The sequence below is a fragment of the Geomonas agri genome, from assembly GCF_020179605.1.
Lineage (GTDB): Bacteria > Desulfobacterota > Desulfuromonadia > Geobacterales > Geobacteraceae > Geomonas > Geomonas agri.
Genome location: NZ_JAINZO010000001.1, coordinates 772,647 through 790,380 on the forward strand (window position 1 = coordinate 772,647; position 17,734 = coordinate 790,380).

At 60.4% G+C, this 17,734-nt stretch carries 14 protein-coding genes; all 14 read left to right on the plus strand.

Translation table 11 applies throughout. The features are described 5' to 3' along the window. Positions 1–253 precede the first annotated feature (253 nt). From prsT to K7R21_RS03500, 14 genes are read left to right on the plus strand one after another with little or no spacing between them, the layout of a single operon-like run. Positions 254–2,896 carry an XrtA/PEP-CTERM system TPR-repeat protein PrsT gene (gene prsT, locus K7R21_RS03435; RefSeq protein ID WP_224981895.1) on the plus strand — a complete coding sequence of 881 codons (2,643 nt, stop codon included), beginning with the start codon at positions 254–256 and terminating at the stop codon, positions 2,894–2,896. A gap of 42 nt (positions 2,897–2,938) precedes the next feature. Beyond that, complete coding sequence (locus tag K7R21_RS03440; protein WP_224981896.1) at positions 2,939–4,318, plus strand: TIGR03013 family XrtA/PEP-CTERM system glycosyltransferase; 1,380 nt, start codon at positions 2,939–2,941, stop codon at positions 4,316–4,318. Between the two features lie 39 nt (positions 4,319–4,357). Then, positions 4,358–5,161, plus strand: coding sequence for a polysaccharide biosynthesis/export family protein (locus tag K7R21_RS03445; protein ID WP_224981897.1), 804 nt, complete (start codon positions 4,358–4,360; stop codon positions 5,159–5,161). Between the two features lie 17 nt (positions 5,162–5,178). Beyond that, positions 5,179–6,669, plus strand: a complete 1,491-nt coding sequence (locus K7R21_RS03450) for an XrtA system polysaccharide chain length determinant (protein WP_224981898.1) — start codon at positions 5,179–5,181, stop codon at positions 6,667–6,669. Between the two features lie 36 nt (positions 6,670–6,705). Next, a complete protein-coding gene (locus tag K7R21_RS03455; protein WP_224981899.1) occupies positions 6,706–7,536 on the plus strand; it encodes an XrtA-associated tyrosine autokinase in 831 nt (276 codons plus the stop codon). 17 nt (positions 7,537–7,553) lie between these two features. Beyond that, entirely contained in the window at positions 7,554–8,717 is a 1,164-nt protein-coding gene (locus K7R21_RS03460; RefSeq protein ID WP_224981900.1) for an XrtA/PEP-CTERM system-associated ATPase, read from the plus strand. After that, entirely contained in the window at positions 8,714–9,955 is a 1,242-nt protein-coding gene (locus K7R21_RS03465; RefSeq protein ID WP_224981901.1) for a TIGR03016 family PEP-CTERM system-associated outer membrane protein, read from the plus strand. The genes K7R21_RS03460 and K7R21_RS03465 overlap by 4 nt, the downstream gene beginning before the upstream one ends. A 2-nt stretch (positions 9,956–9,957) precedes the next feature. Continuing rightward, positions 9,958–10,848: an XrtA system polysaccharide deacetylase gene (locus K7R21_RS03470; protein WP_224983401.1), complete on the plus strand. Its 891-nt coding sequence runs from the start codon at positions 9,958–9,960 to the stop codon at positions 10,846–10,848. Next, entirely contained in the window at positions 10,845–11,879 is a 1,035-nt protein-coding gene (locus K7R21_RS03475; protein ID WP_224981902.1) for a FemAB family XrtA/PEP-CTERM system-associated protein, read from the plus strand. Before K7R21_RS03470 ends, K7R21_RS03475 begins: the two co-directional genes overlap by 4 nt. A 35-nt stretch (positions 11,880–11,914) precedes the next feature. Further along, the gene (locus K7R21_RS03480; RefSeq protein ID WP_224981903.1) at positions 11,915–12,970 is read left to right on the plus strand and encodes a glycosyltransferase family protein; all 1,056 of its coding nucleotides are present in this window, start codon (positions 11,915–11,917) and stop codon (positions 12,968–12,970) included. 30 nt (positions 12,971–13,000) lie between these two features. Then, complete coding sequence (locus K7R21_RS03485; RefSeq protein WP_224981904.1) at positions 13,001–14,206, plus strand: DegT/DnrJ/EryC1/StrS family aminotransferase; 1,206 nt, start codon at positions 13,001–13,003, stop codon at positions 14,204–14,206. Positions 14,207–14,228: 22 nt separating this feature from the next. Then, complete coding sequence (gene xrtA, locus K7R21_RS03490) at positions 14,229–15,059, plus strand: exosortase A (RefSeq protein WP_224983402.1); 831 nt, start codon at positions 14,229–14,231, stop codon at positions 15,057–15,059. Then, complete coding sequence (locus K7R21_RS03495; protein WP_224981905.1) at positions 15,056–15,706, plus strand: exosortase C-terminal domain/associated protein EpsI; 651 nt, start codon at positions 15,056–15,058, stop codon at positions 15,704–15,706. Before xrtA ends, K7R21_RS03495 begins: the two co-directional genes overlap by 4 nt. A 10-nt stretch (positions 15,707–15,716) precedes the next feature. Beyond that, positions 15,717–17,513 (plus strand): ABC transporter ATP-binding protein, encoded by a 1,797-nt coding sequence (locus K7R21_RS03500; RefSeq protein ID WP_224981906.1) that lies wholly within the window; start codon positions 15,717–15,719, stop codon positions 17,511–17,513. Positions 17,514–17,734: the final 221 nt, after the last annotated feature.

Below are 17,734 nucleotides of genomic sequence, written 5' to 3' on the forward strand. Positions count from 1 at the left end.
TATTTGTATTAACAAATCATTCCTTTCTCAAAAAATGTTTCCCCCAAGCTTTCAGGCCGATCCCCCATTTCATGTATCTGCACAAATGAGTGTCACACGGTAACTTTTTTCTCTGTACGAATCCTGCCCCCTTGCATAGTGACTGAATTATTTCACTTGCGCTTGCACCATTAAGTGTTAAATTTTTCGACATAATTAATGAATCAACAGATCACTGAATCACCGTACCTACTGCCTGAGTGGAGGTCTTACTGTGAGATTACTCCCCCTGCTTCTGATCGTGCTTTTGACCTGTGCTGCCTGCGGCAGCAAAACCAAAGAGACCCTTTATGACGAGGGGATGAAGCAGCTGGAAGCCAATCCCGGTGCCGCGGTAGTCTACTTCAAGAACGCGCTCGAGAAGGACGCCAACTTCTTCGAGGCGCGCTTCCAGCTCGGCAGGGCCTACGCGGCGCTGGGGAAAACGGAGCAGGCGGAGAAGGAATTCACCAAGGTGCTCACCCAGAACCCTTCCCGGGACGAGGCGGTACTCGAGCTTGCCAGGCTCGCGAGCAGGACCGGCAAGGGGGAGCGCGCCACCGAGCTAGCCCGTCAGTACCTCTCCCGGCACCCCGACAGCTCCGAGGGGCTCGAGGTGGCAGGCGAGGCGTGTGCCGTGAGCAAAAATTACGACGGGGCACTCTCCTACCTGACCCGGGCCCTCAGCGCCGATCCCCGGCGCGGGTCGGCCAGGCTCGCCCTCGCCGCGGCACATTTCTCCATGGGGCGACGCGAGGAGGCGGGCAAGGAGCTGAACCGGCTTTTATCCGCCGAGCCCGGCAACATCAAGGCCCTCTACCTGCAGGCGAACCTGGAGCTCTCCGCCGGGCACAGGGACCCTGCCCTCGCGGTCTACGAGAGGATCGTCAAACAGGACCCGAACCAGATCCCTGCCCGCTTCAGGCTGGGAGGGCTGTGGCTTGAGCGGGGCGAGGCCGGCAAAGCGGACAGCGCCGCTGACCAGCTGATCAAGGATTTCCCCACGCGGGGGGACGGCTACCTCCTGAAGGGTATGGTCGGCTACTACAGGAAGAACTACGCCGACGCCATCACGCAGCTCCAGCAGTCCATAAAGCTTGCCCCCACCCTCGAGGCCTACCACTTCCTGGGCCTTTGCTACTACAGCAAGGGAGAGCTCGAGACGGCGCTCTCCCAGTTCCGCGTCATCCTGGACCGCATGCCAGACTCAAGCCGCGCCCGGCTCATGGCCGCCCAGATCCTGCTCGTGCAAAAGCGTACCGACGACGCGATCGCCGAGGTGAAGAAGGTCCTCTCTACCGACGACGGCAACGCCACGGCGCACAACCTTTTGGGTAGCGCCTACGTGCTCCAAGGGGAGTTCGCGGAAGGGATGCGGGAGCTGGACCGGGCTACCAGGCTCGACCCCCGGCAGGCGAGTGCGCATCTAAGGAAGGGGGCGCTCTATTTCAGCAGGGGTAAGGAGGCCGAAGGGGAGAGCGAGCTTTTGAGCGCGGTGAAGGCTGCGCCCGACGCCCTCACCGGCAGGCTTATCCTTGCCTCCCACTACAGGGGGCAGGGAAAGAACGAGAAGGCCGTTGCGCTGCTCAAGGCGGGGCTAACCGGCGGCAGGGGGGACGCCCCCCTGTACAACGCGCTGGCCGCGCTGCAGCTTTCCGCCGGGAAAAAGGGGGAGGCTGTCGCGAGCCTCGAGGCGGCGAAGAAAGCGGACCCGCTCCTGCCGGCAAGCTACCACAACCTCGCCACCTGCTACGCGGCTTCCGCAGAGTACCCGAAGGCGCTTGCCGAGCTCGCGGCGCTGCAGGCGAGGGTCCCCGGCAACCTCCAGGCGCTGCTCGGGCTCGCGTCGCTGAACGAGATCTCCGGCAAGGAGGCCGAGGCGCTTGCCTGGTACCAGAAGGCGTCCGAGACCGGCAAGATGGAGGGGTACCTCGCCCTGGCAGCCTACTACCAGAAGAAGAAAACCCCGGAGAAGGCGCTTGCCACGCTGGATGAGGCGATCAGGCGCGAACCGCGCTCCCCGGTGCCACTGGAGGCGAAGGGGCGCCTGCTCCTGGCGCAGGGTCAAGCACAGCAGGCGCTCAGGGTGTTCGACGACCTCTTTGCCCTCGACGAGGACCGTGGGGGCTTTCTAAGGGTTGCCGCCTACCTCGCCATGAAGCAGGGGGGGAAGGCCGTGGAGCAGGCCAGGGGGGTCATCGCGCGCCACCCCACATCGGTGCGGGGGTATCTCCTGCTGGCCAACGTCTACCAGGGAAGCGGCGACACAGCCGCGGCCCTCGCCCAGGCCTCGCGGGCCGTGCAGGTCGATCCCAAGAGCGTGGAGGCACGCATCCTCCTGGGCGAGCTTTACCGGGCGAAAAAGGATTACCCGGCGGCGCTCGCCTCCCTCCAGGGGGCGCTCAAGGTGCAGCCCGACTCCGCATCGGCACAGTTTGCCCTGGCGGCGCTTCTGGAGGGAACCGGCAAAAAGCGCGAGGCGGCAGCAAGGTACCGCGACATCGTCGACGTAAACCCCAGGTACGTCCCGGCGCTCAACAACCTGGCCTACCTGAGCGCCGACGGTTACGGCAGCAAGGAGGAGGCCCTGCGCTACGCCATCAGCGCCTACCGGCTGGAACCAGGCAACCCGAGCGTCACCGACACGGTGGGGTACGCCCTGTACCGTAACGGCCGCAGCCAGGACGCGGTGAAGGTCCTGGAGCGGGCGGTTGCCCTGCTCCCGAAGGACCCCACGGTGCGCTACCACCTGGGGCTCGCCTACCACCAGGCCGGAGACCGGGGACGCTCCCAGAAGGCGCTGCAGGACTCCCTCTCCCTGGGGGAATGCCCGGACAGCGCGGCAGCGAGGACCCTTTTGGCCCAGTTGAAGCGGTAGCGGCCGCCGGGGGCAACCGGCGCCGAGCGACTTGGGGAAGCCATGGATCTGCGAGTTGCTTTTTACATCTGCACCGATGCGGTGCTGGCCCTGGCCTCGCTGATCCTTGCCGCCGGGGTCCGCTTCGGGGAGTTCAGGCTGCACGAGGAGGAGATGGCTGCCGGGGTGAAGGCTGCCGTACTCTTCGTGGTGGTCGCGCTCTTCTCCTCCTACCTGATGGAGGTCTACACCCTCCCGAGGGACAGCCGCAAGCGCGACATCTTCGTGACCTGCGTCCAGGGAGGGTGCGCCGCCTTCTTCTTCCTCTCCGTGGTGTACTACCTCGCCCCGGAGCTGATGCTCGGGCGGGGGGTGCTCTTTTTCGCGCTCGGTTTTTTCGTGCTGCTGCAGTTTTCCTGGTACGCCCTTTCGGGTATCGGCGCCCGGAGGGTCCCCTTCTCCAAGCGGGTCCTCATCCTTGGCACCGGCGACCTCGCCTGCCAGCTCGGGGAGCTGCTCACCTCGCAGGCGGCCCCCTTCACCCTGGCCGGCTACCTCGAGTGCGAGGGGGGGGAACGGCCGCTCCAGACGGTGCACCAGCAGGAACTCTTCAGCTCCCGGATCGTTCCTATGCACGGGGACCTGCTGCAGACCGCGCGCGAGCACAAGGCCTCGGCCATCGTGGTGGCGCTCAGCGAGAGGCGGGGGGTGCTGCCGCTGCAGGAGATGATGCGCTGCAAGCTGAACGGGGTCGAGGTGCTGGACGCCCCGGCCTTCTACGAGATGGTCCAGGGAAAGCTCCTCCTGGAGGAGATGACCCCCTCCTTCATCATCTTCTCGAGCGGCTTTCACAGGACCGCCTTCGCCAAGGTGTACAAGCCGGCGATGGACATCGTGCTGTCGCTTGCCGGGCTCTGCCTGACGGCGCCCCTCTTCCCGTTCATCGCCCTGGCCATCAAGCTCGACTCGCCGGGGCCGCTGCTGTTCAAGCAGGTAAGGGTGGGGAGGGGGGAAGAGCCCTTCATCCTTTACAAGTTCCGCTCCATGCGCGCGGATGCCGAGCGGGAGGGAGCGGTGTGGGCGGCAAAAAACGACGCGCGCATCACCCGGGTGGGAACGTTCTTGAGGAACTCCCGGATCGACGAGCTCCCCCAGCTCTACAACGTGCTCAAGGGGGACATGAGCTTCATCGGCCCCCGCCCGGAGCGCCCCGAGTTCGTGGAGAACCTGAAGCTGAGCATCTACTACTACTCGAAGCGCCACACCATAAAGCCCGGGCTGACCGGCTGGGCCCAAGTGCGCTACCCCTACGGCGCCACGGTGCAGGACGCCATAGAGAAGCTGCGTTACGACCTTTACTACATCAAGCACCTCTCCTTCCTCCTGGACATGGAGATCCTCTTCGAGACGGTGAAGGTGGTCCTGTTCGGGCGGGGCAGGTAGGTTGACAAGGCGGCCGTCGTGCCGCATCGGGAGGAAACCATGAGGCTTTCTGCTTTGTTGCTGGCGCTACTTCTACTGCTCGCCCCCCTGGGCGTCCGTGCGGGGGATTACGTGATCGGGGAGGGGGACAGCCTGGACATCTCGGTCTGGGGAGTGAAGGAACTCAATTTCCCGGTCAAGGTCCGCCCCGACGGAAAGATCACCGTCCCCGGGTTGGGGGAGGTGGTGGCGAGCGGGGCCACTCCGAGCCAGCTGCAGACCCTTTTGGGGGGGCGCCTGAAGGAGCTGGTAAAAAACCCCATCGTCACCGTGACGGTGCGCGAGATCACCAACTCCAAGGTCTACGTCTTCGGTTCCGGCGTTAAGGCCGCGGTCTACGACCTGTCGCGGCGCACCACCGTTTTGCAGCTTCTGTGCACCCTGCCCGAGGTGAAGACGGCGGACCTGAGAAACGCCTACCTGTTGCGCGACGGCAAGAAGGTGAAGACCGACCTGCACCGCCTCTTCATCCAGGGGGACACGGCCCAGGACCTCCTCCTTGAGTCCAACGACGCGCTCTTCATACCGCTGCTGCAGGACCGGAGCATCTACGTCATGGGGGCGGTCAACGCACCCAAGGCGATCGAGTACCGGGAGGGTATGAAGGTGATGGAGGCGATCCTTGAGGCGGGAGGATTCACGAGGTTTGCGGACCAAAACGACGTGGTCGTGCGGAGAAAGGAGGGGGACAAGGCACAGGCCCTGGAAGTGAAGGCGAAGAGGCTCTTCAAGGACGGGGATCTGTCCCAGAACATCGAGCTGAAGGCCGGCGATTACGTGATGGTAAAGGAAGCCTTCTTCTAGCGGACAGGAGGTAAACCGTGCAGGAATCGGAATACAAAAAGTACCTGCAGCTCATCGCGAGGCGCAAGGAGTTTTTCGTGGTGGGCGCCCTCGTCATCATGACCGTGGTCTTCCTGGTGAGCTACCTCTTGCCCAGGAAGTACGAGTCCTCGAGCACCGTCTTCATCGAGAAGAACGTGATCAGCGACCTGGTGAAGGGGCTCACCGTGACCCCCTCGATGGACGACACCATCAACGTGCTGACCTACGCTATTACGAGCCGCACCCTGCTTACCAGGGTTGTCGACAGCCTGGACATGAACCTTGGCAAAAAGGGAAACGAGGAACTCATAAAGGACCTGCAGAAGAACCTGACCGTCAAGGTGAAGGAGAAGAATAACCTCTTCACCATCGCCTTCGTGCACAACGACCCGCGCATCGCGCGCGACCTGGTGAACACGCTGGTGAGGTTCTACATCGAGGAGAACACCTCGTTCAAGCGGGGGGAGTCCTACGACGCCACCAAGTTCCTCTCCGAGCAGATCCAGGCCTTCAACCAGAAACTGCAGAAGGCCGAGGGTGAGGTAAACGCCTACAAGCGGGCCAGCGGGGGGGTGATCGCCATCGACGAGGGGAAGCTCTTCGAGGAGATCAACGTGGCCCAGCAAAAGCTCTACGATCTGGAGCTCAGGCGGCGCCAGCTCGAGGGGATGCGGCAGGTGACCAGGACGGCCAACGATCCCATGCAGGCAAGGCTCGTCGCCCTGCAGAAGAAACTGGACGACCTGCGGGTGCAGTACACGGACAGTTACCCGGACGTGATCACGGTAAAGGGTGACATCGAGTCGGTGAAGGAGCAGATGAGGACGCGCCGCGCCAGCGAAGCCCAGCCTCTGGACCCGCAGGAGATCGCGAGGATTGACTCCGAGATCTCCGCCCTCAGGGTGACCGAGGACGGGCTCAGGCGCCACATCGCCAGCAACCGGGAGCTGCTGCAGAGGATCCCGGAGGCCAAGGCGGGGCTCGCCAAGCTCGAGGTTGAGCGGGAAAACCAGAAGAAGATCTACGACGAGCTCTATTCCCGGCACGGACAGTCCGAAGTCTCCAAGCAGATGGAGGTGCAGGACAAGTCGACTACTTTCCGCGTCGTTGACCCGGCCGTGCTCCCTACCCACCCCTCGAGCCCGAACCGCCTGGCCATCATGCTGCTCGGCATCGTGGGCGGCGCGGTGGGGAGCCTTTTCCTGCTGGTCCTCCTTGACCAGATCGACACCTCGGCAAAGGACGTGGAGTTTGCCAAGTCCCTGGGCGTCCCGCTCCTTGCGGTGGTACCCCGCATGCAGGTCCCCGAGGAGGTGGCCAGGGCCCGCCGCAAGAGCAAGGGGATCTTCGCCCTCGCCGCGGTCTACTTCCTGCTCCTGCTGGTCTTCCCGGCCATGGAGCTCATGGGGCTTCCCTACATGGACAAGGCCCTGGACCGGGTGAGCGCCGCGGTGTTCAGCCAGGGGAGCAAGGGGCTTGTGCACTGACGTGACCTACTAAGGCTTGAATAAAGCGGGGGTACTATGAGCAGAATCGAGATGGCAATGGAGAAGGCGGCGCGTCTGAGAGAGGAGGGGGGAGGGCAGCCTGGGCAGGAGCCCCCTCCGGCCGAGAGCGCGGGGACGGCTCCGCCGGTGGTACCGCCGGCACAGGCGCTCACTCCGCAGAACCCCTTTCTCGTCACCATCCACGAGCCGCACAGCCAGGCCGCGGAGGAGTACCGGAAGCTCAAAAGCGTGCTGGTGAAGCTCACCGACGGCACCCCCTTCAAAAACGCCCTCATGGTGACGAGCGCGGTCCCCGGGGAGGGGAAGTCCCTTACCGCGCTGAACCTCGCGGTGAGCCTCGCCCAGGGGCTCGACCACACGGTGCTCCTTGTGGACGCGGACCTGCGCCGCCCCTCCTTGCACCGCTACCTCGAGATCAAGCAAGGCAAAGGGCTTGCCGACATCCTCAAGGGGGAGGCGGCCATCGCGGAGACTATCGTCCAGACGGGCATCGGCAAGCTCGCGGTGATCCGCAGCGGTACCCCGGTGGAGAACCCGGTGGAGCTCTTCTCCTCGCAGAAGATGCGGGCCCTGGTGGACGAGCTCAAGAAGCGCTACCCGGACCGCTACCTGATCTTCGACACCCCGCCGGTGCTCCCCTTCGCTGAGAGCCGCGCGCTCTCCTCGATCGTGGACGGGGTCGTCTTCGTGGTGATGGAGCGCTTCGCCACCCAAGCCCAGATCAAGGAGGCCTTCGACCACCTGAAGGGGGGGGTGCTCGGCGTGGTCTACAACGCGGCGCAATCGGCACTTGAGGACGAGAGCTACGGCTACTCGAAGTATTACCAGGCGCAGCCTCAGCCCTAGTCGGGGGACGCAGAGACATGTACGAAGAGTTCTTCAGATTCAAGAGAAAGCCGTTCGAGCTGGTGCCGGACCCGGATTTCATCTACCTTTCCCGCTCGCACAAAAAGGCGATCACCTACCTCGACTATGGCATCCGGGAGCGGGCCGGCTTCCTCCTTTTGACCGGAGACGTGGGAAGCGGCAAGACCACGCTGATCCGCGACCTGATCGGGAAGAAATACGAGCGGGCCGTGCTCGCCAAGGTGTTCAACACGCGGGTCTCCGTCGAGCAGCTCTTGTGCATGATCAACGACGACTTCGGCCTGGAGGTGGCCGGAAAGGACAAGATCGCCCTGATCCGCGACCTGAACGACTTCCTGCTGGAACAGTACGCCGCGGGGAACTACCCGATCCTGATCATCGACGAGGCCCAGAACCTCGAGGCGGGCCTCCTGGAAGAGGTGCGCCTCCTCTCCAACCTGGAGAGCTCGCACAACAAGCTCCTGCAGATCATCCTGGTGGGGCAGCCCGAACTGCGCGACACCATGGCAAGCTCCGCCCTCATGCAGCTGCGCCAGAGGATCAGCGTGAGCTGCCATCTGCACGCCCTCTCCAGGGAGGAGACCGCGGCCTACATCGCCCACCGCATGGAGGTGGCAGGCAACCGCGAGGCGGCCAGCTTCGCCGGTGAGGCGCTCGAGCTCATCTATCGCTTCAGCCGCGGCATCCCCCGCCTGGTGAACATCATCTGCGACTTCCTGATGCTCGCGGCCTTTGCCGACGAGACTCGAGTCATCACCGCCGAGATGACCCGCGAGGTGGCGCAGGACCTCGATTTCGAGAGGACCTACTGGGGGGACGGTCCCCCGCACGCCTCTCCTGGGGAGGGTGGGAGGGCGCCTGGTCGAGAGGGGGGGGACGCGCTCGAGCGCATCGAGCGGCGCCTCGACGCCCTCGACGATGAGCTCTCCGTGCGGCTTCCCGGCGCCCTCAAGGGGGTCGAGGAGACCGTGCAGGCGATGCAGGCGGAGTTTTCCGGCCGGATCGGAAGGAACGACCGGCAGGTTGCCGAGCTCGGGGAGAAGGTCGAGACGGTTTCCTGCGCCATAGAGAGCCTGGTGCTTTCCGGGCCGAACCATCCCGCCGCGGCCAATTTCGCGCGGCGCCTGATGGACGGCATCGGCATGGGGGGGAAGAAATGAAAGGTACCTTCGTGAAGGGCTTCCTTGCCGCTGCGGTGCTCCCCTTTCTCGTCCCGGTCCCGGCCCGCAGCGCCGAGTTCCGCCTCACCCCCTCCCTCGTGGTCGGGGAGGAGTACAACGATAACCTGTTCCAGAGCGCGACCCGGCCGGTTACCGAATACGTGACGCGGCTCCAGCCGAACCTTGCACTGAACGCAAGCGGGGGAGGGTTCAAGACCGACCTCGCCTATGGGCTCGACTACCGCTACTTCGCCAGGAACAGCCGCGCCGACCAGTTCGACCACCGCGCCTCCATGACGGGGAGCTTCTCGTTTCTGGACGATTTCCTGCACCTGGACCTCAGTGACACCTACAGCCGCGTCTCCGCCAACGTGGCCCGCGACGTGACCGCCGAAAGCCTCGTGGCGAGCCAGACCCTGCAGAACAACGCCCTCGTCTCCCCCTACCTCACCTGGCACCTCCCCGGCAGCTCGACGCTCCTCACCGGCTACCGCTACCGTGACGTCCGCTACTGGGGGGGGAGCGGGGTGGACAAGACCGAGCACGACGGCTACACCACCTGGAGCCGCGAACTGAGCCAGGGACTCGTACTGAGCGCCCAGTACAGTTACGCGAGGATCAAGTCCGCCGTGAACAGCCTCGACCGGCACGAGGCGTACCTGGGGCTGCGCTACGACCGGGCCGCTGGGAGCTTCGTCTACGGCAACCTGGGTTACGATTGGCAGCGCTTCGACAACGGCAGAAGTACCGCAGATCCCTTCTGGGACATCGGCGCAAGCCGCGACTTCGGCTTTCTGGTCGCCGCCCTGGGCACCAAGGTGCAGTACGCCGAGGATCCGGAAACCATCTCCACAAGGAACGTGAACCACTACGCCACCTTGAGCCGTAACTTCACCCGCGGCCTTGCGAGCTTCACTGCCTCGTACTCGAAGTACGACAAGCAGGCGCTGCCCGGGCGCGACGTGCAGAAGAAGGCCTTTTTCGGGCTTAACGGGCGCTACGACCTGCGCCCGGACCTGGGGTTAACCCTGAACCTCTCCGGGGACCACCTGACCCGCTCCCTGGGGGGCGACTTTCCCTATCACCTTTACGGCAACGTCGGGCTCGACTACACCCTGAGCCCCCACGTGGTGCTCGCGGCCAACTACAGCTACATAAGCTACCGAAACGACCTGGCGAGCGCGGCGGGCGGGACCAACGTGAACCGCGCCATCGTGGAGATGAGGCTCACCAGGTGAGTATGCTGAACGCCCTCACGGTGGACGTGGAGGACTACTTCCAGGTTTCCGCCTTCGAGCGCTACGTGGACCGTGACAGGTGGGACGACTATCCCCTGAGGGTGGAGGCGAACACGGATCGGGTGCTCGACCTCTTCGACACCTTCGGCGTCAGGGGTACCTTCTTCGTCCTCGGCTGGGTGGCCAGGCGCCGACCGGCGCTGGTGCGCGAGATCCGGGACCGGGGGCACGAGATCGCCTGCCACGGCTACGGGCACCAACTGGTCTACCGCCTGGGGAAGGAGAAGTTCCGCGAGGACGTGCGGGAGGCGAAGGCCCTTTTGGAGGACGTTACCGGCCACCGGGTGTTCGGCTACCGGGCCCCCAGCTATTCGATCACGAGGCAGTCGCTCTGGGCCCTGGACGTCCTCGTCGAGGAGGGGTTCGAGTTCGACTCGAGCGTCTTCCCGGTCTACCACGACATCTACGGCCTCCCCGGCGCGCCGCGCTTTCCGCACCTCATCACGCGCTCCGGCGGGGTGATCAGGGAGTTCCCGCTCAGCACCTACCCGCTCAGCCTGGCGGGGCGGCAGTTCCTGCTGCCGGTGGCGGGCGGGGGGTACCTGAGGCTCTTCCCCGCCTCCTTCCTCGGGCGCTGCATCAGGGAGATCAACGGCAGGGAAGGGGAGCCCGCGGTGCTCTACTTTCACCCCTGGGAGACCGACCCGGGGCAGCCCCACATCCAGGCCGGGCTCAGGTCACGCTTTCGGCACTACCTGAACCTGGAGAAGACCGAGGGAAAGCTGAGGGAGCTGCTCTCAGGCATCCGCTTCGGCACCATGAGTGAGGTCTTCGCGGCGCTTAACGGGGAGGGGAAGGGGCTTCCCGCCGCCCCCGACGGGGTGTACTCGTGAGCGGGCTCTTTATCGAGCGGTACGAGGGGGACGGGCAGGAGTGGGACAGCTACGTCGCCTCCCACCCTGGCGCGACCAGCTACCACCGCTACTTCTGGAGGAGGGTGGTGGAGGAGAGCTTCGGGCACCGGGGCTTTTACCTCTTGGCCCGCTCCGGGCGCCGCAGCGTGGGGGTGCTCCCGCTCATCCACATGAAAAGCAGGCTCTTTGGCAACTTCCTGGTCTCGGTTCCCTTCTTTAACTACGGCGGGGTGCTCTCAAGCGGCGCCGCCGCGACTGAGGCCCTTTTGAAGGAGGGGGAGAGGGTCATGGCCGCCTGTGGCGCGTCCCATCTGGAGCTTCGCCACCTGGGCGAGCCCCTCCCCGGGCTTGCCACCCGCAGCCATAAGGTTACCATGATTCTTGAGCTCGCTGCCGACCCCGAGGGGCAGTGGGGGCGCTTCAATCCGAAGCTGCGCAACCAGGTACGGAAAGCGCAGAAAAGCGGCCTCGAGGTGGCCGCCGGGGGGAAGGAACTCCTGGACGGCTTCTACCGTGTCTTCTGCCGCAACATGCGTGATTTGGGGACCCCGGTTTATGGCAGGGAGTTCTTCGAAAATGTCCTCGACGCGTCGGGAGCCGGGGCGCGGGTCGTCTCCGTCCTTTTTGAGGGCGAGGCCGTCGCCTCCGGCATCATGACCCGTTTCCGGGACCGCGTCGAGGTCCCTTGGGCCTCCTCGAACCGCGACTTCAGGGAGCGCTGCCCGAACAACATGCTCTACTGGGAGGCGATCAGGCTCGCCATCCGTGAAGGGGCGCGTCGCTTCGACTTCGGGCGCTCCACCCCGGGTGAGGGGACCTACAACTTCAAGAAGCAGTGGGGCGCCGAGCCGGTACCCCTTTACTGGCAGTACCTTTTGCGGCAGGGGACAAGCCTTCCCGAGCTGAACCCGTCCAACCCGAAGTACCGCATGGCGGTGAAGGGGTGGCAAAAGCTCCCGGTGGCGCTCACCCGACTTGTGGGACCTGCCATCGTCAGGAACATACCGTAAAGAACTTCCGCTAGAGAATGGCAAGAGGGGGCAATATGCGCGTTCTGTATTTAGTTTTAAACCCAAAAGCAGATGAGATGTTCAATAAAATATCTGCAGGAGAGTTACCATCAGATCGAATGTACGGTATCCCTGAGTTAAAAAAACTAGGGTACGATGTTAATTTCAAATGTATCCGTCCTCAAGGCTTCTTTAGAGACACAATAAAACTATTTAATAATTATTTATCTTTAAATTTAACAGATATTAAATCGATTAGAAATATTGTTAACTGTGATGTTGTTGTAGTTAATGGACCTTTTTGCAGCATGGTAACTCTTTGGTGCTTACTTATCAATAAAAAATTAGTTTACCTTGACTCAATAATGAGAATTCCTAAAAATATTTTACGGAGAATTATTTATAAGTTTAATATCTTATTCTCGTCTGGTGTTGTTGTTTACTCTAATCATCAAATTCAAAAATGTGCGTCTGACTTGAGGATACCTTCAAATAAATTTGAACTTATCCCCTTTACGATAGATGTAGCATTTTACAAAAAAATCACCGAGAAGGAGTCTGTCGGTACCCCCTTTGTCCTAGCTGTTGGGAGAGACTTGGGAAGGGATTATCGCACACTTATAAAGGCTATGGATGGCCTTGGTGTCAAGTTGAAGCTGGTCACCTTGCCTTACCTTCTCCACAATATTGATGTAGAAAAAGATTGGATAGAAGTACTAAAAGATATTTCTTATGAAGATCTCTGCCAATTGTACAAGAATTCACTTTTTGTGGTTATTCCATTGAAAAAATGGGGTACTGACTATTCTTCTGGAATAAGGGGATTGTTGGAAGCAGTGGCTCTGGGAAAAAAAGTAATAGCAACTCGATCTATACCTCTTATAGAGTATATTGATGATGTTGATTTGGTGACATATGTGGAATCAGAAAATGAATCCGGCTTAAGATGTAATATAATAAATTTTCTAAATAATAAAAATGAGTTGATGCACAGTAATACTGGAGTTGCAGTTGTTGAGAAAAAGTATGATGTAAATGTGTTTGCCACAGCTTTTGCTCGCTACCTACAACGTTTGTGCGATGGTACTTAATCGATGCCCAGATGATAGGGATTTCAGCCAATGCGTATTAAACGAATTTTGCCTCCTGCTGCAGTACCAATAAAAATACGTGAAATATTAATTGCAATAGTCCGAGTACTATTTGGCAAAAAAACTATAGAGAGTTTTGAATCTGAACTGAAAGAATATTATCAAGTGAGACACGTTTTCCTTCTGTCTTCTGGAAAAGCTGCTTTGACTGTCATTCTGTTAGCTTTGCGAGAGTTGATGCCGGAGCGTGATGAAGTACTGATCCCTGCATACACGTGTTACTCCGTGCCAGCTGCAGTTCAGAAAGCAGGGTTGAAGATCCGGGTATGTGACATTGACCCGCTTACTTTTGATTTCGACTGGACTCGGGTTGAAGAAGCTTTTGAGAGCCAGCGGCTTCTCTGTGCGGTTTCCATTCACCTTTTTGGGCTGCCTGCTGATGTCGAACGCCTTAAGAAAAAGGCCGCGCAGTGCGGAGTTGTCATCATCGAGGATGCTGCCCAAGCGATGGGGGGGGAGGTCGGCGGGAAGAAAATCGGCACCCTTGGCGACGTCGCCCTTTTTAGCCTTGGGCGCGGCAAGGCCCTCTCCACCGTTTCCGGTGGGATCATCCTGACAGGAAACGGGCGCCTGGGTGACGCGGTGGCGCGGGTGGTCCGGGAGTTGCCGCGCGAAGGGTGGACCGATTTTCTGGCGACCTTCTGCTACGCGCTCGCGCTCTCCCTGCTGGTTCGCCCCTGTCTCTTCTGGCTGCCCAGGGCGCTTCCCTTTCTGAGGCTGGGGGAGACCGTGTTCGACCCCGGCTTCGCGATTAAGCGGCTGGGCCCTTTCCAGGCGGGGCTCGCCCAGGGATGGCAGGAGAAGCTCGTTTGGCTGCGCGGGGCGCGCCTTAAACATGCCGCATACCTGGAGGGGGCGGGGGTGCCGGCGCCGGCAGCGCTCAAGGGGGCGCTGCCCAACCTGATCAGGTTCCCGGTGCTCGTCGATGGGGCAAGGAGGCAACGCTTGATCGAGAAAAGCGAGGAGAAGGGGCTGGGGGTGGCGTCGGTCTACCCCGAGGCGGTGATCGGGATTTCCGAACTTAAGGGGGCGCTTGCGGGAGGTCCGGCCCCCAAGGCCGAGCAGGTGGCGCAAAGCCTCGTCTCGTTCCCCGTGCACCCCTACGTGACGGAGCAGGACCTTGAGCGCCTCGCGGAGCTGTTCCGGTCATCGGGTGCAGACGGGGGCGGCAGGTGAGACTTACCGGGAGAAGGTGGTGATGGCACTAGTGCGCAACGACAAGATCAAGCTGGCTCTTTTGCTCGGCCTGTGGTTCCTCGTCTTCTATCCCATCGTGCCCGAGATGGTCAAGGACTGGTCCGACCATTCCGACAACAACCACGGTTTCCTGGTGCCGCTCATCGCCATCTACCTCATCTGGCAGAAAAAGGCCGAGCTTTCACCCGCAGAAATCGACTCCTCGAGGTGGGGTGCCGTGGTCCTCGTGGCCGGCCTGGCCTTATTCCTGCTGAGCTTTGCGGGCGGCGTCGCCTTCCCGGCGCGGGTCGCCATGGTGATCTCGCTTTTCGGCCTTCTCTGGTACTGCACTGGGAGCGCGTGGATCAGGCTTCTGGCCTTTCCCGTGCTGTTCCTGCTCTTCATGATCCCGGTGCCGATCTCCGTGATTGGCCTTGTTTCCATGCCTTTGCAGCTCATGGCCACTAAGCTGTCCGCGAAGATCATCGAGTACTGCTCCATCCCGGTGTACCGGGAGGGGAACATGCTCTACTTCGTCGGCACCCAGCTTGAGGTTGCCGAGGCTTGCAGCGGGGTGCGCTCCATCATGTCCCTCACCATGCTGGGGGCCATCTTCGCCTACATGTCGCAGGCGTCGTGGGGGCGGCGCGTCGTCCTTGTGCTGGCCGCGGTACCCATCGCCATGACCGCCAACATCATCAGGATCACTGGTACCGGCATCCTGGCCAACTTCTTCGGTGACCGGGTTGCCCGCGGCTTTCTGCACGAGTTCTCCGGGATCATGGTCTTCGTCTTCGGCCTTGCCGTTCTCGGGGGGCTTTATTCGCTTTTGAACAGGAAAAAGGTGGCATGATGCGCAACGCCAGCTTCATAACCGCACTGGTCCTGCTGGTTCTGACCGGAGCCGTCAGCAGCCTGCTGGCCTACCGTTCCGTTCCGATCGTGGTTGCCACCAACCTGGAGAAGCTCCCCATGGAGATCGACGGCTACCATGCCATCGAGGACACCTTCCCCGAGTCGGTCTACAAGGAGCTGAACGCGGACAAGCACCTCTACCGTCACTACTGGGACGCCGATGGCAGCGTCATCGACCTCTATATCGGCTACTACGGGACAGCCAAAGGGGGGCGGACCGGGCACAACCCCTACGCCTGCCTGCCCGGCGCGGGCATCGCGATCGTGGAGGCGAAGGACGCCTTCCTGCCGGCGAAGGGAGGAGCCGGGCGTGTGAAGGTCAATTACATTCTCGCGCGCAACGAGTACAACATCATGATGCTGCACTGGTACCAGACCGCTGGCAGTAAGGTGATGTCCTCTGGCCTTAAGCAGAACGTCGAGCGCTTTGTTGGCAGGGTGATCAACAACCGGAACGACGGGGCCTTTGTCAGGGTGAGTTCGACGGTTTCTGACAAGGATTTCCCGGGGGGGAAGCAGAAACTTGAGAGGTTTGCCGCTAAGGTTCTCGATCTCTTACCTCAGTACTGGCCGATAGAACGCTAAGGAGCCGTTCATGTTTAACATAGCAGCAAAGATACACGCCCTCTTGACCAAGGAGGAGCGCAGGAGATTTATCTTTCTGGTCCTCTTCATGATCGTAATGGGACTGATCGACGTCGCCGGAATAGCCTCGATCATGCCGTTCATGGCCGTGGTGGCCAACCCTAAGGTGATTGAGACCAACGTCTACCTTTCCTGGGCCTATCATGGCTTCGGTTTCACCTCGACTACCCGATTTCTCATCAGTCTCGGCTTCGTGGTCTTCTTCACCCTCTTGGCCAGCAACGCAATGAAGGCTTTCGTGCTGTACTTCGAACTGAACTTCGTTCACCTACGTCTGTACAGTCTTTCCCGCCGACTGCTCGAAAGTTACCTCAATCAGCCGTATGTGTATTTCCTTGGGCAGAATACAGCAGTGCTGAGCAAGAACATACTGCAGGAGGTCTCCAAGTTCTGCCATGAGGTCCTGAGGCCCTGTACCCAGATCTTCTCAAGGGCGGTGGCAGCAACCTTCATCATCTGCCTTTTGCTTGCGGTCGATCCGGTGCTGGCCCTCACCATCGTCTCCGTACTGGGGGGCGCCTACTCGGTCATCTACGTGATCATCCAGCGAAAGCTTGCCCGGATAGGGGCAGAGCGGTTCAGGGCGAATGAGGAGCGTTCTAAAATCGCCAGTGAGGCTTTTGGCGGCATCAAGGATGTCAAGATGCTTCACTGCGACGGGTTTTTTCTGGACCGCTTCTCCCTGCAAGCCCTTAAGGCTGAGACGAAGATGGTGGGCTACGGTTTGATGTCGCAGCTTCCCAGCTACATCATGGAGGTAACGGCTTTCGGCGGCATTCTCATCATTGTCTTATATTTCCTCTTTGTCAGGGACTTCGAAAGCACCTTGCCAGTGATAGCGCTCTATGCCTTCGCCGGTGTGCGGCTTATGCCGGCTCTGCAGGGGATTTTTTCAGCGCTTACTATCCTGCGCTTCAACCTGCCGATCGTGGACAGTCTGCATCGGGACCTAACAGCCACGCCTGTAGTTCCGATCGGCCCAAAGGGGGCCATTTCCGCCATGAAGTTTGAAAAGGCGATAACCTTGTCCTCTATAGTTTTCAGCTATCCCGGTGCTGGGATGCCCGTGATAAAAGGACTCGACCTAACCATAGAAAAGAATGCTTCCATTGGTCTCGTCGGGGGGACTGGTTCGGGCAAGACAACGCTGGTGGATGTTATCCTCGGTCTGCTCCTCCCTGCATCTGGTTCCCTCTTGGTCGATGGGGTGGCCGTAACTCCTGACAACGTTGAAAAATGGCACAGGAACTTAGGTTACGTTCCGCAGCACATCTACCTCTGTGACGACACTGTTGCAGCAAACATCGCTTTTGGCGTGCCACCCGATAAGATTGCCGTAGATGCGGTACAGCGAGCGGCTATGATCGCCAACTTGCACGACTTCGTCGTCAACGAACTCCCGCTAGGATACGAAACCGTGGTTGGTGAGAGGGGGGTTCGTCTGAGTGGAGGTCAGCGGCAGCGTATCGGGATAGCCCGTGCCCTCTATCAGGACCCCGAGGTCCTGATCATGGACGAAGCCACTAGTGCACTTGATGGCGCCACTGAAAACGCTGTTATGCAGGGGCTGCACAATCTTCTGGGAAAGAAGACCATAGTGACCATAGCCCATCGATTCACGACTTTGAAAGAGTGTGATGTGATCTACGTCATTGACAAAGGCCGGATCGTTGAGCAGGGAACATACGCGCAACTGTCTTCTTTCTCTCAGAGGTTTCAGGCTATGGCTAGGTCAGTTAAAAACTAATTAGAGCATTGTGGGGTAGTTAAGAAATGTCCTAACATGCGCATCTTGTATTCCCAAGTGGTTTAGATTTATAGAGTGATAATTTTACTTATGTATGCCGTGGAAATTTAGTGCAAACAAAGGATTACATTATCATAGTTATAGATATTTTGTAGACAAATTAAATTATCTATGAGCTGCTTGAAGTAAACAGTTGACATTGTTTCAAGTAATTATTTTAC